Source organism: Pedobacter borealis DSM 19626 (assembly GCF_000708285.2).
GTDB classification, from domain to species: domain Bacteria; phylum Bacteroidota; class Bacteroidia; order Sphingobacteriales; family Sphingobacteriaceae; genus Pedobacter; species Pedobacter borealis.
This window is the reverse complement of record NZ_JAUG01000019.1, coordinates 1-23,506: the sequence shown is the minus strand read 5'-3', so window position 1 is coordinate 23,506 and position 23,506 is coordinate 1. Positions and strand designations below refer to the sequence as shown.

Here is a 23,506-nt window from a genome sequence, read left to right as displayed (position 1 = left end):
ATAGCGATCATAGAATGAATATTCTTAATCCAATTTTTTCTTTCAAGGTTTGAAGCTTCCTTGCCAGTTTCCAGTTTATGTGGTTGGCAATAAAATCTGCAGTTTTGCTCCCGATATATAAATAAGGTTGTTTCTTGAGGTTTAACAGTGCATTTTTAAGAATTTTTTTACTTAAGAATTTATATTGTGGGTAACAGCTAACAGCTAACTTAAAGTAGGCCAATGCAAAAGTCTCCTTAATTTTATCCTCATTCTTTACGGCTAATAAATGCTGTTCCTTTAGAGTGAGTCCATTAAAGATGCTTTCCATTGCTTTTATAGACTTTTGACTTGCCAAATTGGTTCCATCTTTATATTTTCGATAATAGTTATATACATTATTAATTGGAACAATTTCATCTGCATTTAAAGCAACACGACAAAAATATTCTCCATCATCATCTACACTAATCTGCTCATTCCATGGCCCAGCCTTTTTGATAACAGAAATAGGCGTAAGCCAGGAATGAATAGTTATCATACTGCCGTTTCCATTAACCCCATAAAGATTTAATAGAAAATCTACTGTATTTTTCGTTTCATATTGAAATAAGGAATCTCTCAAATCTGGTTTTTTTTTAAATGGGTTTTCACCATCGTTAAAATATACTGTAGGGCAAATCGCAACTTTGTTCTGACTCCCTTTTAATGCATTTAATTGGCTTTCTATTTTATCAGTACTAAGCAGATCGTCAGCATCGAGATACTGGATATAATCACCACTGATTTTTTTTAATCCAAGGTTTCTCGCAGCAGATGCGCCCCGATTTTTTTGATGAAAAACCTTGACTTTATTACATTCAAATTTTTTTGCAATTGCTAAAGTTTGATCCTTTGATCCATCATCTACAATAATTATTTCTATATTCTTCCAGGTTTGATTAAGTACAGAATTAATGGTTTCTGCAATATAATTTTCTAAATTATAAACAGGGATAATAATAGAAACAAGTGGCTGTAATTTATTCAATGATTGCGGATGGGCTAAATATTTCTATCCAGCGATTTTTTAATGATGAATTTTCGGGAGTAATATTATCAACAAACCAAGGCTGTCTGAGATATTGAGCATAGAGTTCTGGATCGTTGTCAATTTCGATGATCTTATCTATAATAGGAGAAAAGTCTAACTTGTTAAATTGTACACTCATTTTAAGCTCACGGCCTATTTTTTTAATACGCCTTATTATTTTGTGATGTAGCTGATTGTAAAATGTTGGTCTGTAATCCTTAAAATCTTGCTGTGAAAAGTGTTGTAAAAAGCTTATTAAACCATCCTTTCTAGTTTTTGTATATTCAAGAGCATTAATAAAGCTATTACTGTTAAATATTTCATTGATAAGTGAGTCCCCAAAATAAATCGGAATACTTTGTGCTTGCATCGCATCATATAGTTTTTCGGTTTGGTAACCGGGATAAACATAATTTTCGAAAGCAATGGTAAATTTATATTTAGATAAAAAATGTCTTTTTCGCTCCCAAATATTTCCATCATAGAACAAATCAATTGATTTCATATTGTTCATTGATTTTCCTGGAGAATCTATCTTTTTATATTTAGATAGTTGCTTATAAAATTCCTCTCGGTAAGGAACTGGATTAGAATAAATGAAATTGCAAAACTTAGTTTTTTGGTTAATGATAAAATCTATATCATTTTCCGATATATTTTTAATTAACGTATTTGGGTTTAACCCATGCCACTGAATGCGCTTGTATTTAATGTTATTATTTCTTCTTCCCTCGGTATCCCAAAGGCGTATTCACAAATAGAGAGATCCGGCTTTATGTTTTCACAGAAATAACCTATTCTGGTATAGTTACCTTTTTTAGGTATGTTATTTCCGTAAGGGCCGAAAAGAATAAAGTCTGGTTCATCGCATTCTAAAAAATTAAATGACGAATTAAGATCGAATAGGATATCTCTTGTTGCTTCTTCAAAGCTAATCCCATTCTGACACTTAATCTTAATTGTTTTTACCATTAATAAAAACGTTTATTGCTAATTTTTAATTTGGTTAAAATAATATCTTTTATAAAATGAAATGTTTTTGGTAATGAAAAATTCGTGAAAAATCCCCATTTTAAAAATACTTTTAAAGACGATAAAAGAGAATAGTTGAGGATATTCATTCTAAAAAAGAATATTTTTCGGTTTCGCCATTCTATTTCTTTTTGCTGATGGCCTGGTAAATCTCCTTTAGGTAAGGAATTTTTCCATTTTTCAGCTAATATTATCGAGTAATTCACCCAATCTCTGTTTAAATCTCCAGAAGAAAAATGTTCAATCAAGACTTCGTTTGAGACAAACAGTTTACGATTTTGTGCAACCTGTAAACAGAAATCAAGATCATAACAATGAAATCGATCAAATTTGACTTCATCAAATTTATTGTCTTGCCACACGTGTTTGTGGGTGAATAAAAACACGCCATCTAAGGTTACAACTTCTACATAACCTTTTTGTTCTAAATTATTAACATGGGAAGTTTCCTTTCCATAGCATTGAACAATATTAATGTAATCGGTTTCAAACAGTCCCTGTGCCCAAGAACTTGGGCATAGGGATTTATATCTAGATCCAGCTATTCCGATGATGCCCGTATTTTGTTGGGCGATGAAAAAATTAATCAGCTTATTTCCCCAATCTCCTGATTTAAATATAATATCTTCATGCAGGAAGCATAAATAATCGAAACTAGCTTTTTTGGCACCCAGATTATATGCTTTACAGATTCCATATTGGCCTTGCGAATTATCGATTTTTACAATTTCATACGGAAGATTTATAGTTTCATCAATGCTTTTTATTACTTGCTGAAAATAATCCTCTTTATAAGAGCAGATAATTATGGAAATCATTTAATTGCAGAGAGATTTATCTAATCAATTTTTTTTTGATCCAACTACTTAGACGGTACAATCTTGAATTTAGATATGGTTTTAACATATTATCCACCAAAATCCTTTCACCTTCAAAGTAGGTTATACCTAAACTGGGTGAGGATACATCAGAGGCTACGCATATATTGTAAATTGCTCCTTCCATTGTATAATTTCCAGATACCTCCTTATAGTTTCCTTTATAATAGCTAAAACATGATGATTCTTCTTTTTGGGGAACAATTAAAGAGCCCATAACGATTCTTTGAAAATACAAAGAAACATTTTTGAAATGTCTGGCAATTAAATCTTGAAATTCTGCATTCGTTAATTCTTTAACGTGAAACGGATTGTTCTCCGGAATTACTTTTTCAGGTGTCGACATAATTAGTAGACCACCTGGTTTTAAAATTCTTTTAATTTCAGTTAACATTTCTTCGTGTTGATCATGATGCTCTAATGTTTCAAAACTCACCACCACATCTATTGTAAAATTCTCTATCGGAATTTGACTTGCAGAGCCCTGTCTATATGTCAGGTTTTTCTTTGCATATTTTGCATTTGCATGCTTAACCGATTCATTATCAATATCAACGCCGTAAACAAAAGAAGCTGTATTAGAAAGTAAATGACTACCATAACCTTCTCCACTGGCAATATCCAAAACAATTTTATCTTTTACTAAATTTATTAGCATGCTGTATCTGTGTAGATGTTCAACCATGGTGTAGTTTTCAACATAGGTTACTAACCGTTCACCAGTCCAAGGTAAGTCTTCCATAGGTATTAAAATAAGTTTATTTTTAATAAGTTTTTCATAATAAATTTATGAAGAAGCATCAGGCTTTCAATCCTTAAAAGTAGAATTAAAAATATACCTGGTTTTATGATATAGAAAAATTATATAGTTTTTATTAATCCATTTGTACCTAAAATACGCATTTGCGCTAAACCGTAATCTAAACTGTCGACTACTCTGTTCTTTATCTAGGGTTTCACTACCTAGATGTTTCACTTTAGCGCTTTTGACCAGCACGTTTTTTAAACCATATTTTTGCAACGTAAGCCTAAAATCATCATCTGCATACCAAAAGATAAAATGTTCATCAAATGGACCTATAATTTTAAAAATGGATCTTTTCACAAAGAAACACCAACCCGTAAAAAACACGCCATTTTTATAACCATAATTGATTTCATTAGGAATCTCATCTTCTTTATCGGCATGAAAACTTGGACAAAAAGTACTTACACTATATATATCCGAATCTTTTTCTAACGCTGCTAAAATCGCACTTGCCCATCCTTTATTAAAAATCAGGTCATTGTTACAAAAACATACCAAATCCTTGTTGGTTTCGGCCAGGCCTATATTTAAGTATTTATGAAAACCAAATTCAGTTTCCGGATAAATGGTTTTAGCGTTAAGGTATTGATAGGGCTTGAGAGATGAATTTGACTCAATTACCAATATATTAAACATTATCGAATTTTGATCTTCCGAATCCGTCAAACTCTCAATGGTTTGATTGGTTAACTTAATTAGATTATCGGTTTTCCCATTGCTTAAAATAATAATATCGATGGTAACACTCATTCAATTAAGGTCATGTAAGTAATTTCCGTACTACTGCATGTTAAGACTATAGAATTTATTAAAACTAGCATTATTTTCTCTTAAAAATCTTTAAGTTATAAAAATTAATACTTGAAGCCAGCTTCTTAGTCCTATTAATAAATTTAATGATTCTTGAATTTTTATATGGCTTTTGTATATTCTCTATTAAGATTTTTTGTCCTTCAAAATAACTAACTCCCAGTGATGGTAGTTCATAATCTGATGCTACACAAATATTGAAAATAGGATTGCTTAGTTGTTTTTCATGAATTAGATTTTCGTAGTCACCATCATGAAAGCTAATTGCTGAAGATTCATTTTCTTGATTGACTATTAATGAACCCATAATAATTCTTTGAAAATAATAAGAATGATGTTTAAAATGGCGTGAAATTAGATCTTTGAATTCACTATTTGTTAGTTCTTTAACGTGAAATGGGTTAATGGTAAAAGGCACAACTTTTTCGGGAGACGACATAATTAATAAGCCATTCGTTTTTAAAACTCTTTTAATCTCAGATAACATTTCTTCGTGTTTCTCGTGATGTTCAATCGTTTCAAAACTTACTACAACATCAAGGCAAGAATCTTTTAATGGAATTTGATCTGCAGAGCCATGAAGGAAAGATAAATTTCGCTTTTTGTACTTTTCAGATGCATGTTCAATGGAAGCTAGATCAATATCCACGCCATACACATTTGAAGCATAATTAGATAATAAATTACTTCCATAGCCTTCACCACATGCAATATCTAATACGATTTTATCTTTTATCAAGTTACATACAGCACTATATCTATGAAGGTGTTCTATCGCAGTTTCGTTTATTACAGAGGTTACCAAACGTTCTCCTGTCCATTTTAAATCTTTCATATGTGTGCTGATCAATTTGATATTTAATTTAACTAAATATGGCTATATATTAGAAAGTTGAATCAATATAATCGATAAAAAGCTTAACTTTTTCTGTCGGATCTAGAAGTTCATCATAAATTCTGCTGGCTTCTATTTTATTTTTTTCAAAATGATCGTTAATATAGGCCAAAGCAATACCCATTTCTGAAAAATCTGTTATGATATACCCAAAATCATATTCTTTTTTAATATCGATAAAGGAATTGTTTACAGTGGTAATTGTAGGTATGCCCAACATCATTAAAGTATTAAATTTTGATGAAGAATAGCCTATTTCAGCAAAATTTTTGCCATCATAGGGACTGTTGCTTGTAAATGGAATATAAGTAGACAATCCAATGTCAAATTGCATTAAAAAGGAAAGATAATCAGTATAATCCAATTGATGATCTAATATTTTTACCGAAAAACCTTTTGCATTTTCTGAAATAAAATTCGCTAAATCGGCTTTGAAGCTTCCGCCTATACCATGACTATGAATATAAAGGTGAAATTTTTTATCCCAACTAAATTTCATCGATTTAATGAGTTCTTTAATTCCCGACCAATCATATAAACTGCCTGAATAAATTACAGATTTTTCACCTTCTTGAAGGTTTGGTTTAAACGGAATATTGCTTCCAGTTTTTGGTAAATAGAATTTTGATGGAGAAACAGGGATGAAGAAATAATGGTTGATCTTACAGTCGGTAAATTCGGTCAAAAATAGCCTCAATCGATATTTATCAGGTATAATTAGTGAATTAATTCCCTTTTTGAGCAAATGCTTTGATTTTTTGTGCAATTTAATGGTTCGTTCTTCTTTAAGTTCATCTGAGAAGAAAATTTCGAAAGAGACGTAATTGAAATCTTTTAATGAGGATGGAAACATCTGGTAAGCAGTATGAAACCCTTCCGGATCGATACAAATTATGTTGGGGTTTTTCGATTTGATGAGTTCTAATTTTGCTGATATCCATGGCAAGAACGTTTTTTGAATGAACAACCAAGGTTTTCTGGGCGCTTTTGGATATAAGAGCGGCAAAGTTTTAATCTTTACATTTTCGTTGCCTTTGAAATAAGTTTTTGAACGCTCGCAATTGGTAAAAATTACTAAGTAAAAGTGTCTATCTATCAAACATTTGATCAGATAATTTAGGGTAACATTAAAAATTAAATTATTATGTGGATGGATAATAAAAATCGTTTTTTTCACTTAATTTTTTAGAATATTAATGATTTGTGTCTGCTCGTCTTCTTTCAAGCCCAAACCACTTGGTAAATAAAAACCATTTCTAGCTAGCCTTTCTGCAACGGGATAATTTTCGTTTTTAAACAATCCCATCTTTTGAAATACAGGTTGTTCATGCATGCACCAAAAGAAAGGCCGGGTACCGATTTTGTTTTTGGTGAGATGCGCTATTATGTTTTCTTTTTCGGCTAAGGTTGGTGCAATCAAACCAAATATCCAATAAATATTCTTACTAAAATCTGTTTTTGCAAGAGGCAGTTGGTACCCTTTTTCTCGTAAGAAAGAAAGCCCTTGTTGGTAGCTTGCACCTATTTCTCTTTTCTTGACTATAAAACCTTCAAGTTGTTCTAGTTGTGCTACACCTAGAGCTGCCTGTAAATTTGTCATTCTGTAATTCCAGCCTAATTCATGATGGACAAAGCGAGGGCCATCAGGCTCAAAGCAGAGGTTTCGGAGTTTTTTGCATCTATCTGCCAACTCTTGACTGTTAGTTAGGAGCATACCACCTTCACCGGTTGTAATGTGCTTATTTGGATAGAAGCTAAAAATACTAATGTCGCCAAAACTACCGCACATTTTGCCTTTATAGGTTTGGCCGTGCATTTCTGCTGCATCTTCGATTATTTTCAGCTTATATTTTTTGGTCAATGCTAATATGGGATCCATATCAACTGGGAGACCGTAAATATGTACTACCAAAATCGCCTTTGTACGAGTGGTTATTTTGGACTCAATTTGGGTCACATCCATATTCCAAGTGATTGGATCACTATCTACTAAAACAGGCAATGCGCCAGCGGTAACCACAGATTGCGCTGGAGAGATAATCGTGAAAGTAGGCATAATTACCTCGTCTCCAGGGCCAATATTTAAAGCTTTAATCGCAATATCTAAGGCTGCAGAACCGTTACTAACCGCAATTCCGTACGAACTACCAATATATTTACTAAACTGATCCTCAAATTTATTAATAAAAGGTCCTTCGCTACTGATCCAACCTGTTTCAATACACTCAGTTAAGTATTTTAATTCATTGCCATTGAGCAGGGGAGCGTTAACAGGAATTGGATGCATTATAATTTTTTTAAAATATAACAAACGCCCCAAGTTTCGACTGTGGGTATGTTCTGACTTAGAAATTCTTCATTGTGAATTAGCTCAAATCCTGTGGCATAAGCTAGTAATTCTATTTCTGGCCTGCTGAAATGCCGCATTGGATGTTGCTCTTTAAAAGATTGAATTGTACCGTCTTTAAGGTCGTTTACGGTAATATCATAATTAACTTCAACAACATTTAATTCGGGATAGATCACTGGATTTGCATTTCTAGTAACCTCAATATTTTGATTTCGAAGTATTTTAGTTCGTTTTTCTGGTATTTGGAAATGTACGGCAGCACTGTGCCAAACATCGAAAATGAACAGACCATCTCTGTTTAAGTTCTGATGAACATTCTTGAATGTCTTGATCAAATTCTCATTGGTAGTTAAGTAGCTGATCACATGGAAAAGAGATATGGCAATATCAAAAGAGATGTTTGATCTAAAGTCAGTAATATCTGCAATTTGAAAACTCACTCCCTCTTTTTTATTCTGGTTCGCAATTTCGACCATTTCAGAGCTCTGCTCAATACCGAGAATTTGATATCCTTTCTCTGCCAACAAATTTGCATGTTTGCCAGTTCCCGAGCCTAACTCTATAATTTTATTGCCTTTAGAGTGGTATTTATCAAGTAAACCAATTAGATAGGCGGTTTCTGCCACGTAATCTTTGTCTCTATAAAGCAAATCGTAATATTGACTATAAAGCTTAAAGTTTTGGCCCATTACCTTTGGTTATTAAGTTGATGTTTTCAGGCTTGTATTCAAATCTAATTTTGTCTTCATCACCACAATAGGGACCTTGCTTAATTTCGATCATCTCGGAGTTTTCTAACATTTCGAAACCATGTCCGCCAGCTGCCAATAAAATTACATCGCCAGTTTCTACAATTCTACTTTGCAAGTAGACTCGCTCATTATCATAAAAATCTACCCTAACTTTTCCTGATTTAATATAAAGCACTTCTTGGGTAAGAACAACCTTTCGCTCAACTAAACTGTGCACATGAGGATCTATAACATAGCCTTTAGGGCGGTTCATATAACCGAGCTGTTGAGAAAAGTCGCCAGGGGTAAAAAAAGAAATACCATCCTTTTTATAGTGGGCGCGTATTATTATTGATAAAAGTTGCTCTCGGTTTTTTACTTCTTCGATCATGGGATTAAGTAAGAGTTTGCAATTTGCGATCCTGTTCTGGTAGAGAATGGAAAAGTACGTTTTGGTGTGGGCGAGTCAATAATTTCAAATCCTAACTTATCATCTACCCAATCGTAAGTTTCTGCTTCACTAGCACCTAGCCAGGCATAAACGGTGTATTCATCAGGTATGAAGCTATTTAAATGTACAATACAGGTATAAACTTTATCTTTATTTTCAAAATTAATGTAATTATCTAAAGATGGAATTGCCTCCATTATAGTAACACTAGCACTATTTTTAATTCCAAATACGGCAAATGCAGCTGTTGAGAATAATGTTTTGTTAACCTTAAATTTTATTTGAAGTGTATGAGAGGGTTGGGATCCTCCAAGTTGTAATTCGATGTTTGTAAATTTTGGGTTTGAGACAATATTTGACATCGTGTATTCGCTACGTAAAAATTGGCTTTGGTTTTTCAAATAATAGTCGACAGCTTTTTGTGATGTCCCTGTAAAGTTGCACAATCCATTTTCAAGTACAATCCCAGATCTACAAAGTTCGGTTACCGCGCCCATATTATGGCTCACAAATAGCACTGTTCTTCCTTCTCCCTTGCTCACTTCTCCCATTTTGCCTAAACATTTTTTCTGAAATTCTGCATCGCCAACAGCCAATACTTCATCTATAATCAATATTTCGCTTTCTAAATGCGCAGCTACGGCAAAGGCTAATCTAACATACATGCCGCTGCTATATCTTTTTACCGGCGTATCTAAATACCGTTCTATCCCAGCAAAATCTACAATTTCATCAAGCTTACGTTGGATTTCTTTTTTACGCATGCCCAAAATGGCACCATTTAAAAAAATATTTTCTCTACCGCTCAACTCTGGGTGGAAACCAGTGCCTACTTCTAATAAACTCGCAATTCTGCCTTTACCTGATATTTTTCCAGTAGTAGGGGCAGTAATCTTGCTTAGAATTTTTAGAAGGGTACTTTTGCCAGCTCCATTTCTGCCAATAATTCCTACGGCATCGCCCTGCTCTATCTCAAAATCAATGTCTTTTAAGCTCCAAACTATATCGCTATTGGTATTTTGGTTATTGGTTTCGCCAATTCTTAAAAAAGGATCTTCTTTACCGCGGATGCGGGCAAACCAACGTTCCAAGTCCCTACTAATGGTTCCAGTGCCTATTTGGCCCAATTGGTAAGCTTTACTCAGGTTTTCTACTTTAATGGCTATGTTCGACATGGGTGGTTAAACAGTATCAACAAAATTCTTTTCCACTTTATTAAAGGTTATTATTCCGATGAGCAGAATGATTAGCGTTAACACTGAGGTATAGCCTAAATAGGCCCAGCTAAAAGATCCATTCCCCAGAAAACCATATCTGAAAGTTTCAATAAGGCTTGTCATTGGATTAAATTCGATTAACCAACTGTACTTAGGATATTTTTCAATCGCTGTAGATAGTGGATAAATTACGGTAGTAGCATACATTAGCAACTGCACGCCAAAACCGATCAAGAATGACAAGTCTCTATATTTCGTGGTCATAGCAGAGATGATCATTCCCAAACCCAGGCCCAATAAGGCCATTAAAGCCAATATTAGTGGGAATAATAAGATTGCCCAAGTGATGTTAAAATTTGCACCAGAGAAATAATAATAAGCCAATAAGATGAGAAACAATACCATCTGTACCCCGAAACGCACAAGGTTACTCACCACAATGCTTAATGGCATAATTAACCGTGGGAAATATACTTTGCCGAAAATACTGGCATTGTCTTTAAAAACAGAGGAGGTTTTGGTTAAACAATCTGCGAAATAATTCCATGCTGTAATGCCAGCCATGTAAAATAGGGGTTTCGGCAAACCATCAGTTGATATACCTGCTAGGTTGCCGAAAATAAAGGTAAAGATAATGGTGGTAAATAGGGGTTGGATAAAGAACCAAAGCGGGCCTAAAATAGTTTGCTTGTAGAACGAAACAAAATCTCTCCTCACCAATAGTACCAACAAATCGCGATAGGCCCAAACTTCATGCAGTTTTAGGTCGAATAAGGACGATTTTGCCTCAATGGTCCATTGCTCTTCTTCCTTAACCATAGCTATTAAGTTTGTTTATCTGCATGTTTTGTTGGTCCTGATTAGATTCTGTATGATCAATTGAGCCATTTACAATCAAGTTTTTGACCGATTGAAGATAGTGTGTATAACCAAATGCTTTGATACATTTTTCCTGAAGGGTCATTTTCTCATTTTCAGTTTGACTATGCTTTAGCAGTATAGATATGCTGCTTAGCATTTCTTGCTGATCGTCAGGATCAACCAATATACCAAGCGCCCCGTTTTGAAGTGCATCTACACTGCCATCTTTATTGCCGGCAATTACCCTGAGACCACTGGCGAGGGCTTCGATGAATACAATGCCAAAACCTTCTTTTTTACTGGGTAGAATAAAAAGATCAGACAATAAGAAATGTTCGGTAAGTTCAGCTTCATCAATAAAACCGACCATTCTGATATGATCTTGAAGTTGGTTCATTGCGATTAGATCTTCTAATCGTTTTTTTTCCACAGCATCCCATTTTCCACCCAACAGATAAACCAGGTTTGGGTATTTTTCCAAGAGTTGTGGCAAAAGCTCAATGGTATGGTCGTATCCTTTGTACTTCTCTGAAGAAGATAAGCGGGATAGTGAAAATAACACTAAGTTCTCACGATTTAAATGGTAGCGATCCAATAAACGCTGTGGTTTTTCGAACTGGGTAGGCAGATAATAAAAGGGATCAAGACAATTGTTTAATACTTCAATGTGATCTGCAGAAATGTGATGCATTTCCATAATTTTATCGGCAGTAAAATGACTTACACAAATAATCTTATCCAACTGGTTTAACATTTTGAGTTTGGAGTTGGATAACTTTTTCCAAATTTCTATACCATGTGCCAATAAATAGATTCTTTTATGAGGATGTATTTTCTTGATGAAATAGACAATATTGATCAAATGGATATGGCTTAACAAAATCACATCTGCTTTTAATCCACTTAAAAAAGATTGCACCACGAAGTGTTCTTTGTTTCCATTAAAACCTTGAAACTGTTGTTTACTCAGGTACCTGGAATCGCGGTCGGTATTTTTATCATACATGGAATATACCGTCGATTGAACAAGTTCTTCTTCGCTTAAATCGTATAACACACGGGATAAACTTCTGCAAACTTTTTCAATGCCACCAGTAAAACTAAAAGTTTTAAGGGTTAAAAATAAAATCTTAATTGGCATGATATATCCTATATAAGGCTAGGGCAGAACTCCAGTGCAATTTATTTTCTCCAAAGTTTTGTATGAGCGATTTTGCCCGTTTATTTGTATATCGGGATGGATCGGCAATGTCGCAGCTTTTTCTCATCCATTCCTGAAATGGAAAAGTAAAACCCATTTTCCGCCTTTTCCAGGTTTCTACAGGCAGATCTTCTTTGTAAGCCTCTACCAGGAGTTTTTTTTTCTGTTCGTAACTAAACTTTATTTCTGTTGAGATGGAAAGAACCAGATCGACAAAATTACGGTCTAGAAAAGGAACCCTCACTTCAACGCCATGACTCATGCTCATAAAATCGGTATCCTTTAACAACTGATTTTGCATGTACATGTTAAATTCGAACCAGCTCGCACGCGTTTCGTTACTGGTTTTCTTTATTCCGGAGTGAAGCGGGATATCTTCCAGGCAATCGATAACCGTTTTCATATCGATGTTTAATAGTTCTGCAATTACATCAGGCGAGTAAACGCCCCGCAGGCACAGGTATTCGCCAATGGGCGAGTTTAAGCTAAGGTAATATAATCGTTTAAATTTGGTGTTGTTGGAGAAACGCATGCTCCGTAGAACGCTTTTGCTCAGCCAACTTAGGTTTTGTATTTTATGGATCCGATCAAAAGAAGGGTATCCCCCAAAAAGCTCATCGGCACCTAAACCCGACAGCAATACTTTTATACCGTGCTCTTTTGCTGTTTTACACACAAACCAGGTATTAATACCATCATTTGTGGGTTGATCCATATCAGCTAAAACGGTTTCGAAATTCTGTACGAAATCGCGATAGGTAATAAGCTGTTCAATTTTTTGAGTATTTATTTTTTGGAGTAGGCTGTTCCGCTGTTTTTTTTCGGAAAAATCTATTTCATTAAAATTGGCAGAAATACTGGACAACCGTTTGTTATTATGCTGATTGGCCAGTATCGTAATGATGCTCGAATCGAGGCCACCACTGAATAGTATACCTATATCAACATCAGAAATCATCTGCTGCTTGATGGAATGGCCAAGTTCTTCGCGGATTCTTTCAATAGCGTAGCTTTCATTATGGATGTAAGCTGTGCTTTCAAACTCATGGTACGATTGAATATGATGTTCAGCGCTTCGGATGTTATATTTAAGAAAGCAGCCTTTGCCCAGGCTACACACATTTTTAAGTGTAGTATAAGGTTCGGGGATATGGCCGAATGCAAGATAGTAAATCCGCCAATTTTCATTTTCCCGATAAATATCGACGTGTTTAAAAGCCTTTACTTCTGATGAAAAAATTAAGGCTCCATTGGCAAAGTGGTAATACAATGGTTTGATCCCGTTTTGATCTCTTACCAAATATATACACTGATGCCGCTTATCGAAAATACAGAAAGCAAAAATTCCATCTAGTTTTTCGAAAGCTTTTTCTCCCCAATGCTGGTAGGCATAAAGTATTACCTCTGTATCGGTTTGTGTTTTAAAAATGTAGCCTAAATTAATTAACTCGGTTCTAATTTGCAGGTAGTTATAAATCTCTCCATTGTACGTGATAACAATATCTTCTTTGTGGCTTAACATTGGCTGATGACCACTAGAACTGAGATCTAGAATGGCTAACCTACGGTTACCCAGGCATACGGATGATTTTTTATCAGTATAAATACCATGATCATCAGGCCCGCCGTGTTGCATACTATCGCACATGGCTTTTACCTGTTGATTAACTTTTTCGAATGAATTTCTACTGTTTACAATGCCCGCTATGCGACACATAATCTTATTTTATCAACCAATTAGAAGCTATTTTAATGTGCATTGGGTACAGCTTCGCCCCCTCAGTCACATTTTATTTTCAAAATGAACTGATTAATTTTTATATATCTTGCTGAGCCCTATCTCAGGTCTCACATCTCCCCTCTAAACGCTAACCTCTCGGATCTTACGTCTCACATCTCAAATCTTATAGCGGTTCTACAAATGCTATCGATGTATTAATATTAATCGAATAGCCCATATTTTGTAAACGTAAAATAATACGCTGTTTGTTCTGTAACGATACCAATTCGGCAATTATGCCTTTAAAAGGTCCGGCTTTAATCAATACGCTTTCACCTGGTTTAATATCGTAATCAATGAGTTCCAGATCGGCGTCTGTAGCGAGCAAGAGCTTAAGGTCATGGATTTGTTGGTCAGGAATAGAAGCGACTTGGTTGGAGAAATAAATAAATCTGGCAACACCATTGGTCATCAAAACTTCTGCGTATTCTCTCGCCGAAATATACGCAAATAGATAAGATTTAATCAAGGGCTCTTCGACGATTTTTTTACGGTCGCTCCATTGCTTAACTGCCTTTTTAAGAGGTAAATAAGTTTGGATTCCTTTCCTGTTCAATTCTTCATTCGCCTTTTTTTCTACTCTCGAACGTGTATAAACCGGATACCACCTGTAATTTTGATCTATCATTATACTATATCAATGATTAAACTCCATCTTCTAAATTAACCAATCTAAACAATTAAGCGATTAACCTTTTCCATCTTCCATTTCTAACCACTAAACCCTAAACCAGTCCTTCCATCATCCTTCTCACCTTCTCCGTCGTGCTATTTAGCCCTTCTCTTCCAGGAGAGGGCGGGGGGAGAGGTTATTTTCTTTTCCAAAATTCCCACCAGCTTTTCTCATCATCGTAATAGCCGCTTTTTCCATAACCTGTGTAATTAGAATAGTAGTAGGTTCCGGTATTACTATGTGCATAATTGGTGGTATAAATGTTTGCATGCAACTTCTCATCACCAAATGAATTTAATATAATGGCAATGTTGTTTAGTCCATATTCTTTTGATAAACGATCAGGAATAGTGGCGGCTCTGAATTTAGAAACGCCCGAACGGATAATGAAGAGATTGATATCAGCCTTTCTAATGAGCGGTACAGAATCTGAAACCAGGCCTACAGGAGCGGTATCAATGATGATATATTCATAGCGCGCTCTCAGTGTTTCGATCAGTGTTTCCATCGACTTGTGATGCAGCAATTCTGAAGGATTTGGGGGTACTGGGCCAGAGGTGATGTAGTCGATATTGTGCCGTTCATCGGTAAAGATAATATCGGCTAAATCTGCCTGTTTTGATAAATAACTACTTAAACCAATGCGGTTATCGGAGCCAAGGGCATGGTGAAGTTTAGATTTTCGTAAATCTGCGGCAATCAGAATCACTTTCTTGTCTATAATGGATAGGGTGCCTGCAAGATTTAAGCTTACAAACGATTTTCCTTCACCAGAAATTTCAGAAGTGATACAAATTACTTTAGTGTCTTGATCACTCGCCATAAAGCTCAGATTCGTTCTCACCGACCTAACCGATTCGGCAAATATTGATTTTGGTCGTTCTATCGACAAAACACTTTGGCCTGGTTGAACTTTTTTGGGATATTTTAAAATTACCCCAATTATCGGGGTTGCGGTTAGGCCCTCGATGGTTTCGATATCGTAGAGATAAGGATTTAATATCCTGACCAATAGAATTAAGCCCAGCCCCGAAAACAAACCCATAAATAAATAAGAGGAATAAATTTTCTTAGGCACGGGAGAAATCGGAAAAAAAGAAGGCTGTGCTACGCTGATAATTGTGGCACCCGAAATTACGGCTGCTGAACTGATTTGCGCGGAGAGTTTTTGTTCAAATAGCATCGAAAACATGCGTTGGTTGATGTCGAAATTACTCTGCAATTTTGCGAAATCATTTTGTTTGGCAGGTATGCTGCCCAGTGCCTGATTTGCCTGGCCAATCTGTCCATTAATGTAACTGATTGTTTTTTGGTTACGCTCATGCAATAAACGGATATTGGTTACAATGGCCTGTTTCACTTCGTTAATCTGCCGGTTAATATCCTGGATGGGCTGAGCATCGGCATTAAAATTCTGTAACTTATTTTCTCTATTAATGATAAGGCCATTAAGCTGTGTAATTAAACCGGTTAATAGGGTACTGTTGGTACCTTCCAGGTTAAGATTAAATTGTATTCTATCTTTATTGTTTTTTACCTGAGTTTCTAATTGTTGGATACCAAGTTCTTGTAGTTGTAATTCTGCAATCTGGTTTTGCAGAATGCTCAGTTTCGAATTTCCCAGTTGCCGATCGCTCGTTGGATCGATTAATTTATTATCGCTTTGAAAGCTAGAAAGTTTATTGCCCGATTTATTCACCTGTGCATCTAAAAATGCAATCTGGCTATCCAGGTAATCTATAGTTTGTTTGGCCGATCTTTTTTTAAGCGTTGCATCATTCTTAACATATTGTTTAATGATCTCATTGAGCACATTAGCAGAGAAAACAGGATTGCTATCCGTGTGGGTAACACCCATAATATTGGTGTTTTTCTCCTGTTCGAATACATTTAATCCCCCTGCAGCTCTGCCATACAAATCGCTAATCCCGTTGAATTTGAAACTGTAATTGCCGGTAGACGGAATTTCAGTTTTAACCGTAAACACCATATTTCCAGCATTAATTGCTTGTCCATAACGATACTTTTTTGAACTCTGGTTGTTGTCGTCGCTACTCGATAATTCAAAGGTTTTGTTATCAACCGGCTTAACAGAATAGGTAGCCCTACTGAAATCAACTGAATCCTGGGTTAAAATATCAACTTGAAAAGGCTGTTTCGGATAAAGTTCAGTCACCCGTACCCTTCCTTCTAAATAGTAGCTAATTTTATAATCAAGATTCTTTAATGCGTTTAAAATTACGTCTTCCGAACGCATAATAATTCCCTCAGTCTGAATCTGGTTTTGATTAAAGGGGCGATAATTTACTGGCGAACCAGGAAGTGGTGGCATTTGTTGCTGCTGATCGCCATCTAACTTTAACGAAGCAGAAGTAATATAAATAGGTGTAATGCTACGTACATATAACCAGGCCATTACGAAACTGATCAATACCGTTCCGGCAACCCAATACCACTTGCTTAGAAAAATCAACGCGATTTTCCAATAGTTAATGGTCTGGCTAGCTAACTTCTTATTTTCGGTTGGTGTGGTATTATCCATTAGCGGGTTAAGGTAAAGATTAATACAGCAAGATTGGCTACCACAAGCAGCGGTTGTACAATATTATTAACACTCGTTAGTTTTTCGCTCAATGCCGAGCTCTTGGTTTGCTGCAGTACAATAATGTCATTATTCTGAAGAATCAGTTTTTTACTGGCTAAACTGTTAATGTCATTCAAGTTGACATAAATAATTTCCGGGTGGCTTCTATCGCCACGGATAATTTTCAGGGTTTTAGGATCTGCAGTTTTATTGATGCCGCCTGCCTCGCCAATAATATCAATTAAGGTAGTGTTTTCGCGTTCCAGTAAAAAATTCCCTTGTTTGCTGAATTCTCCCAATAAAGTAACCTTTAAATTTATCACACTCAGTTCTATAATAGGATCGCGCAGTAGTTGTTTAGCATATAAACCCTGAATTTTAATAGCAGCATCCCTTCTGCTCAGCCCCACTACCTCAACTTTTCCGATAGCCGGTAAATTTACTTTACCATCTAGGTCTACCAGGTAAGATAAGGTACCATTAATACTGCCAGCTACCACATTTTGGTTACCGCTTGGGTTGCTTGAAGAAGTTGAAGCGCCAAACTCTTTGTTTTGTACATTTCGGATGGCCAACTGATCGTTAACCTTTATTTTGTAGTAGGCATCACTAATACCCTGGTCGTTTACCACATATACCTGTTTAATGGTGTCGGTAACTACATCGCTCGGGGCGTTAAATAGACTATGTTCTTTTCTGGCAGCACAGCTTGCAAGAGCGATGCTAATAGATAAAATACAAAGAAATTTTAAAATTGCTTTTGTCGGGATCATAATCTCAATCGGAATGTAGGATGGAAGCTTGGGGCTTACACGCAAAACAGGGTTAAAGATACTTAAAATATGGCTAAAGATGCTAAAAAAAAAATAAACTGAAAAGTAAGATTTACTTATTGTCTTTTTAAGGAGGTGATGAATAATGCATAGTTTCATTGCTCATTATAATTCAATGTTATGAGTTAATACCTAATTAACAACGGTTTTTAACGCCATTTGTTTAAAATCGGCCAACAATAAAAAACGCAGTTAGTTTTTGATGCGTTATGTTTATTTTGATAAAAATCAACATAAATATGTGTTTATGTATATTTATTAATACTTTATTATTGCTATTTGTGTAGAAATTGTTTTATATTTGCCCCGTCAATTCCAGTTCTTAATCTATGAAAAAAGTACTTATTCTGTGCACATTTATTTTGTGTCTGTTTTTTTTAAAAGTAACTGCTCAAACAGGTTGCGTAAAATATTATTACCCTGGTTTCGATGTTGTATATTATCAAAGACGATTGAGACAAATTGGTACTTTCGGCCCGGCTTATGGTGGCGTGCCAGCTGCATTTCCTGTTGGATGCCGGCCTGTCGAGCCAACGCCTTTTTTATCGAATAGCGGTGAGTGCTCCTTAAGAAATCCGATAACTGGATATTATGATATACGTGGCTTACTCGTTGAAAATCATCTTGAGTGTCCTATTGATACCTATTTACCGTTTTTTGTTTTACTCGCAAGCTGTCTAGGAGCAGGTTTTGTAAGAAACAGAATGGTATTTGGCTTGATTGGTTAGCTTATGCCTCTTATTTATTTTTTTCCGTTTAATTAAAATAATATAAAAGACCGCAAAATTACGCGTCGTATACTCGCACTTTAGTAGAAAAAAAATATTTTTTGTATTATTTTGTGTGTATTGCGGTATTTCTTTTGCCTTTTATGATCTTTGCTCAAATTGGTAAAGATGGTTAAGGTTTTTTTAAATTTTAATGTGCTTCTAGAGGGTCAACCACTACCAACATGGCTATGCACTTTATATACCCTACATGCTATTGGCACTAGCTGCCTTAGGCTTTTTTATAATCAAAAAACAAACGGTATGGGGGACAAGTAATTATAGCTTTTCTTAAACTGTTTTTGGCCAATATTGAACAAGTCTTATTCATTTTGTTCATGATAATTGTCAAGGATTTCTGATTTTGCTTTAAGCGAATTTTCTATTTTTCTTTGTTTAGGCGCTTCTTGGGCCATTTTTGACTGATTGTAGCGCGAAATCAGCGTGTCATATTCCATTTGATAATTTATTTATGCTTTTTTGGTTATATTTGTAATATTAATCTTACGATTATTTTGGTATTTTGTTGGTTTATATCATCGTTTGGCTCCAAAATTTTGTTGTGTTATTATTATAATTTTTTTGTCGCAGAACATCTCTGATTGTGGGAGTTACGTATGTGCACCCACCAGTACCAAACAATAATGTCGAAATATCTCTTTTTAACTGTCTTGTCAACAGTTTTATTTTTCTCTAATGCCGTCGGAGCAGTAGGCTGTAAAACCGGAATTATATTTATACAGTTCAAAGTGGAACTTATTTTGACGGAGGAACCACTATGCCGCTATACACTGCATTTGATCGAATCACGATAAGAAACTGGCCTGAAGACCCAAATTGCGGGATTTTAAGAACTACCTCAGATAATTATCCGGTAGCCAGTGGCGGCTCTGGCAATCCTCAATCTAAATGTACTTCTCTGGAAAGTGTTGCTGACGAGGGTGTTCTGGTGAATTACAATCCGTCTGATAGCAATTGTATGCCGTTGCCATTAGATGATTATGCGCCGTATTTAATAAGCTCCATCGGATTTCTTGGTTTTATCATAATTCGTAAAAAAAACTCAATTTGCATCTAGTGCTAAGTTAAGTATGAATTGTCATTTTATACTCCCGCTGATTACGCGGAATACGCTGATTTATATGTTCAGCGATTATCACCGAAATCAGCGGGAAAATAGAACCGCCATTTTACTATTAACACAACGCTAGTCTATAAGTCATTATACTGTTATTCTTTATCGTGGTAATTTTGTATCACTAAGGGCCATAGTGTTTCCATAATATTGAACAAAAAGAACGGCAAATACATAAGTTAGACAGACCGATTTTATATCGGATCAGTATCGATATGGAATGAAGGGGTGTATCAGTTATCATATTATTCTTTTCTTGAAATACTTTATACGCATTTGTTCAGGGTTCAGCCACGGGATGCATCATGTCTGATGAATAAATCGTTTACCGAAATCAGTAATAAAGGCCGATCCTCTTAATAGTTGAAAGCAGTTGAACAAAATGAATGTAGTTTCTGCATTAGGTTTGGTGTAGTTTTGATTTGGATATAATTCTACAGTTATGAACTCCTTGAAATGCTTAGCTATATGGATTGTTTTGTTTCTCTATTCTACCTTAGCTAAAGCTACCGTTGGATGTTTGATCACTGGCGGGACTGAACTTTATGATACTGCCACATTAAATGTTTTAACTGGAGGATATAAGCTTTATACTAATTCCTTATATCCTTTATCCAGTAATTATTGTAGTTGGGCAGCCGTATCATATACAGGGAATACATGTGGTGTTTGTTCCGGCTTGGGAATTTGTGTAGCTGGAATCTGTCCATGTCTTGGAACAGCTAAATACGGTTGGGAGGGGTCATTTACAATGGTAGAATGCAATCTCGACGACTACTCCTGGCCCCTTGGCGCTGCCGCAGGTCTCTTCGGTGTATTCGTAATCAGAAGAAGAAATAAACAATAATCATCTTTTTCCATTTAAATAATGTTGTTGTTTGGATGCATCTATCCGGATTGAATGGTTATTGATTATATTTACCGCAGGTTTCAGCTTAAAAAAGCCGAAGAATGCTTGTTTGGTAACCATGAAGATATCCCTTATTACGGTCGTTTACAATGGAGAAACCTTCTTGCAAGAGTGTTTTAATTCTGTAATGGCGCAAAGCTATCCAGCTGTAGAATACCTGGTGATTGATGGGGGATCGACAGACAGAACGTTGAACATTATTCGGGAGAACCAATCTCATATTGATTATGTTGTTTCAGAAAAAGATAAAGGTTTGTACGATGCCATTAATAAAGGGATCCAGAGGGCAACAGGAGAGGTGATCGGAATCTTAAATGCCGATGATTTATTTGCACACCCTGATGTATTGGCATCAGTAGCCAAAACCTTTATCGATCGGCCGAAAATAGATGGACTTTATGGTGACCTCAATTATATCCATGCCACAACACATAAAATTATCAGGACGTGGAAATCACGGCAAAACACCTTTCAGGATCTTAAAAAAGGCTGGATGCCCGCACATCCTACGCTGTATTTGAAAAGATCTTTGTTTGAGAAAAATGGCGATTATGCCTTAGATCTGGGTACCGCTGCCGATTACGAATTAATACTACGTTACTTTTATACCCATAAAATAGAAGCGGTTTACCTGCCTACCTTAATGGTGAATATGCGCATGGGAGGGGTAAGTAACCAATCCGTGATGAGTAGGGTCTCTGCCATGGTTAATGATTATAAAGCCTTAAAAAGAAACAGCGTACCACACCCACTTTTGGTCGTGATCAGGAAAAAGCTGAGTAAGCTCAGCCAATTTTAAATTCTTTCCCGAAGAAGAATTTAAAGGAAATAAATCTCCTCAGATTATCATTGCGAGAAGGCTTTTTCAGCCGACGAAGCAATCTTTATGGCAAAGATCACACTAGCGTGAAAGATTGCTTCGTCGTACCCTCCTCGCAAGGACGACCTTTCTTATGGGATTTGTCAAATGTAGCAACACCAGTCTTTCTAAGGTAATCTGATGTTCGATCAGCAAAACACCATTATAAATCCACCTCACATTTGATTTATGTCATGTCAAATATTTTACATCACAATTTTGTTTATCTTACTATGATTATATTTGCCTGCAAGTCGCTATAAGTTTTGCTAAAAGATATTCTGAATACCAGCCCTAACTATTTCTGTATAGCCATATCTATTTTGGCCTTTTCAACCGTAATTATAAGTATTCCAAGTATAATCTATATTTCTTTAAAGTATGGCCTTTTTGATAAAAACGACCTGTACCGTAAAAAACATAAACGCAATATTTCACGTTTAGGTGGCTTGGCCATTGTAGGTAGTTTTACCGTATGTATCTTGCTTTTTTCGGCCATTATTAATTTTAAAGAAGCTAATTTTTTAATTGCATCGTGCATCATCCTTGCGGCACTTGGTTTAAAAGACGATGTTTATGGCACCAATACCAGTACAAAATTTATTCTACAGATCGTAGTAGCTTTTATCCTGGTTTTTTTTGGTGCCTTCCGCTTAACAAGTTTGTACGGTGTGTTGGGGATAGGAGATATGGCGCCTTTATGGAGAAACCTTTTTTCGATTGCATTGATTATCTTTCTGAACAATGCATTCAATTTAATAGATGGCATTGACGGATTGGCCGGTGGAATCGGCATTTTAACGAGCCTGGCTTTCGGTATTTTGTTTTCTTTGATGGGACAAGTGCCCTATGCATTTATAGCCTTTGCCCTTGCGGGTGCTATTGCTGGCTTTTTAAAATACAATTGGTTTCCTGCTAAAATATTTATGGGCGATACAGGCGCACTGATTATCGGGCTTATTTCTGCTGCCCTGGCCATTAAATTTATAGAGCTCAATAAGTTTACAGGTGAAAATAAACCTGCTTTTTATTCTGCGCCAGCAATAGCGGTAGCCATACTGATCGTACCTATATTCGACTCATTAAGGATTTTTACCATCCGTATTTTAAAGGGAGGTTCTCCGTTTAAGGGAGACCGTAACCACATCCACCACCGTTTAGAGCAGTTAGGGTTTAAGCCCAGCTGGATCGTAATTTCCACTGTGGGGTTTAATCTGGTTACAATAGCTGCCACCATTTTCCTTCAGCATCTTGGGAATTTTGTATTGATTTTGCTCATTATTGGTCTCTGCATTGCGTTCAATACCTTGCTTACCTTAAGCCTGCTTAAAAAAAAAGGCAGGTAAAATTAATTTAGCATCTGTTTCTGTACTCCAAAAATAAATTTTACTTTTTTAGTAAAGCAGGTGTGGTGCCTATCGGTTTCCTTGCAGATTAGAAGTACCTAGCCCCGGTCGCAGCGGCATCCCCGGAGCGCAGCGCAGGGATATAGCGAAGAATGGGAAGAAACATTACTAACCTGAGTTCGATTATTAAATCTCATTTTGTGGCGTTTTAATCAAGTTTTCTGTTAAGACGGTCGTCACCCTGAATTTATTTCAGGGTCTTTCACGCTAAAAAGATGCTGAAATAAATTCAGCAGGACGATAAAGCGGGATTAGGCGTAAATAAGATATAATT

The 23,506-nt window shown here is 35.8% G+C and carries 23 protein-coding genes; 4 read left to right on the top strand and 19 right to left on the bottom strand.

The window, feature by feature from the left end; genetic code table 11:
• Positions 1-7: 7 nt before the first annotated feature.
• From AW17_RS07790 to AW17_RS07705, 18 genes are all read right to left on the bottom strand, one after another.
• On the bottom strand, positions 8-1,009 hold the full coding sequence (locus AW17_RS07790; protein WP_051691690.1) for a glycosyltransferase family 2 protein: 1,002 nt from the start codon (positions 1,007-1,009) through the stop codon (positions 8-10).
• The gene (locus AW17_RS07785; RefSeq protein WP_280739942.1) at positions 1,002-1,679 is read right to left on the bottom strand and encodes a glycosyltransferase family 10 domain-containing protein; all 678 of its coding nucleotides are present in this window, start codon (positions 1,677-1,679) and stop codon (positions 1,002-1,004) included. The genes AW17_RS07790 and AW17_RS07785 overlap by 8 nt, the downstream gene beginning before the upstream one ends.
• Positions 1,680-1,729: 50 nt before the next feature.
• A complete protein-coding gene (locus tag AW17_RS07780; protein WP_029275564.1) occupies positions 1,730-2,023 on the bottom strand; it encodes a hypothetical protein in 294 nt (97 codons plus the stop codon).
• Positions 2,023-2,901, bottom strand: coding sequence for a glycosyltransferase (locus AW17_RS07775; protein ID WP_051691689.1), 879 nt, complete (start codon positions 2,899-2,901; stop codon positions 2,023-2,025). The genes AW17_RS07780 and AW17_RS07775 overlap by 1 nt, the downstream gene beginning before the upstream one ends.
• A 16-nt stretch (positions 2,902-2,917) precedes the next feature.
• Positions 2,918-3,703 (bottom strand): class I SAM-dependent methyltransferase, encoded by a 786-nt coding sequence (locus tag AW17_RS07770; protein ID WP_051691688.1) that lies wholly within the window; start codon positions 3,701-3,703, stop codon positions 2,918-2,920.
• A gap of 66 nt (positions 3,704-3,769) precedes the next feature.
• The gene (locus AW17_RS07765) at positions 3,770-4,519 is read right to left on the bottom strand and encodes a glycosyltransferase family 2 protein (protein ID WP_029275561.1); all 750 of its coding nucleotides are present in this window, start codon (positions 4,517-4,519) and stop codon (positions 3,770-3,772) included.
• A gap of 70 nt (positions 4,520-4,589) precedes the next feature.
• Positions 4,590-5,414, bottom strand: coding sequence for a class I SAM-dependent methyltransferase (locus AW17_RS07760; protein WP_051691687.1), 825 nt, complete (start codon positions 5,412-5,414; stop codon positions 4,590-4,592).
• A 49-nt stretch (positions 5,415-5,463) separates the two neighbouring features.
• Positions 5,464-6,651 carry a glycosyltransferase family protein gene (locus tag AW17_RS07755; protein WP_029275559.1) on the bottom strand — a complete coding sequence of 396 codons (1,188 nt, stop codon included), beginning with the start codon at positions 6,649-6,651 and terminating at the stop codon, positions 5,464-5,466.
• The gene (locus AW17_RS07750) at positions 6,652-7,761 is read right to left on the bottom strand and encodes a DegT/DnrJ/EryC1/StrS family aminotransferase (RefSeq protein ID WP_029275558.1); all 1,110 of its coding nucleotides are present in this window, start codon (positions 7,759-7,761) and stop codon (positions 6,652-6,654) included.
• The gene (locus AW17_RS07745) at positions 7,761-8,513 is read right to left on the bottom strand and encodes a class I SAM-dependent DNA methyltransferase (protein WP_029275557.1); all 753 of its coding nucleotides are present in this window, start codon (positions 8,511-8,513) and stop codon (positions 7,761-7,763) included. Before AW17_RS07745 ends, AW17_RS07750 begins: the two co-directional genes overlap by 1 nt.
• A complete protein-coding gene (locus AW17_RS07740; RefSeq protein ID WP_036669318.1) occupies positions 8,497-8,946 on the bottom strand; it encodes a cupin domain-containing protein in 450 nt (149 codons plus the stop codon). The genes AW17_RS07745 and AW17_RS07740 overlap by 17 nt, the downstream gene beginning before the upstream one ends.
• Positions 8,943-10,181, bottom strand: coding sequence for an ABC transporter ATP-binding protein (locus AW17_RS24890; RefSeq protein WP_245235025.1), 1,239 nt, complete (start codon positions 10,179-10,181; stop codon positions 8,943-8,945). The genes AW17_RS07740 and AW17_RS24890 overlap by 4 nt, the downstream gene beginning before the upstream one ends.
• A 6-nt stretch (positions 10,182-10,187) precedes the next feature.
• Positions 10,188-11,042 (bottom strand): ABC transporter permease, encoded by an 855-nt coding sequence (locus AW17_RS07730; protein ID WP_029275554.1) that lies wholly within the window; start codon positions 11,040-11,042, stop codon positions 10,188-10,190.
• Positions 11,035-12,225, bottom strand: a complete 1,191-nt coding sequence (locus AW17_RS07725; protein WP_029275553.1) for a glycosyltransferase family 4 protein — start codon at positions 12,223-12,225, stop codon at positions 11,035-11,037. The genes AW17_RS07730 and AW17_RS07725 overlap by 8 nt, the downstream gene beginning before the upstream one ends.
• Positions 12,215-14,002 (bottom strand): asparagine synthase (glutamine-hydrolyzing), encoded by a 1,788-nt coding sequence (gene asnB / locus AW17_RS07720; protein WP_029275552.1) that lies wholly within the window; start codon positions 14,000-14,002, stop codon positions 12,215-12,217. Before asnB ends, AW17_RS07725 begins: the two co-directional genes overlap by 11 nt.
• 187 nt (positions 14,003-14,189) lie before the next feature.
• Positions 14,190-14,693: a UpxY family transcription antiterminator gene (locus AW17_RS07715; protein WP_029275551.1), complete on the bottom strand. Its 504-nt coding sequence runs from the start codon at positions 14,691-14,693 to the stop codon at positions 14,190-14,192.
• A gap of 181 nt (positions 14,694-14,874) precedes the next feature.
• On the bottom strand, positions 14,875-17,280 hold the full coding sequence (locus tag AW17_RS07710; protein ID WP_051691686.1) for a GumC family protein: 2,406 nt from the start codon (positions 17,278-17,280) through the stop codon (positions 14,875-14,877).
• Positions 17,280-18,095, bottom strand: a complete 816-nt coding sequence (locus AW17_RS07705; RefSeq protein WP_055726085.1) for a polysaccharide biosynthesis/export family protein — start codon at positions 18,093-18,095, stop codon at positions 17,280-17,282. The genes AW17_RS07710 and AW17_RS07705 overlap by 1 nt, the downstream gene beginning before the upstream one ends.
• 389 nt (positions 18,096-18,484) lie before the next feature.
• Between AW17_RS07705 and AW17_RS07700 the strand changes: the two genes are divergently transcribed.
• Positions 18,485-18,883 carry a hypothetical protein gene (locus tag AW17_RS07700; RefSeq protein WP_029275548.1) on the top strand — a complete coding sequence of 133 codons (399 nt, stop codon included), beginning with the start codon at positions 18,485-18,487 and terminating at the stop codon, positions 18,881-18,883.
• A 362-nt stretch (positions 18,884-19,245) separates the two neighbouring features.
• Here AW17_RS07700 and AW17_RS25105 read toward each other — a convergent pair whose 3' ends face one another.
• Entirely contained in the window at positions 19,246-19,380 is a 135-nt protein-coding gene (locus tag AW17_RS25105) for a hypothetical protein (protein WP_280739941.1), read from the bottom strand.
• 320 nt (positions 19,381-19,700) lie between these two features.
• Between AW17_RS25105 and AW17_RS07695 the strand changes: the two genes are divergently transcribed.
• The 3 genes from AW17_RS07695 to AW17_RS07680 all read left to right on the top strand — a co-directional run bounded on the left by AW17_RS07695 (position 19,701) and on the right by AW17_RS07680 (position 23,172).
• Positions 19,701-20,000, top strand: coding sequence for a hypothetical protein (locus AW17_RS07695; protein ID WP_029275547.1), 300 nt, complete (start codon positions 19,701-19,703; stop codon positions 19,998-20,000).
• Between the two features lie 935 nt (positions 20,001-20,935).
• On the top strand, positions 20,936-21,766 hold the full coding sequence (locus AW17_RS07685) for a glycosyltransferase family 2 protein (protein WP_083488650.1): 831 nt from the start codon (positions 20,936-20,938) through the stop codon (positions 21,764-21,766).
• Between the two features lie 326 nt (positions 21,767-22,092).
• Entirely contained in the window at positions 22,093-23,172 is a 1,080-nt protein-coding gene (locus tag AW17_RS07680) for an MraY family glycosyltransferase (RefSeq protein WP_245235024.1), read from the top strand.
• Positions 23,173-23,506 lie beyond the last annotated feature (334 nt).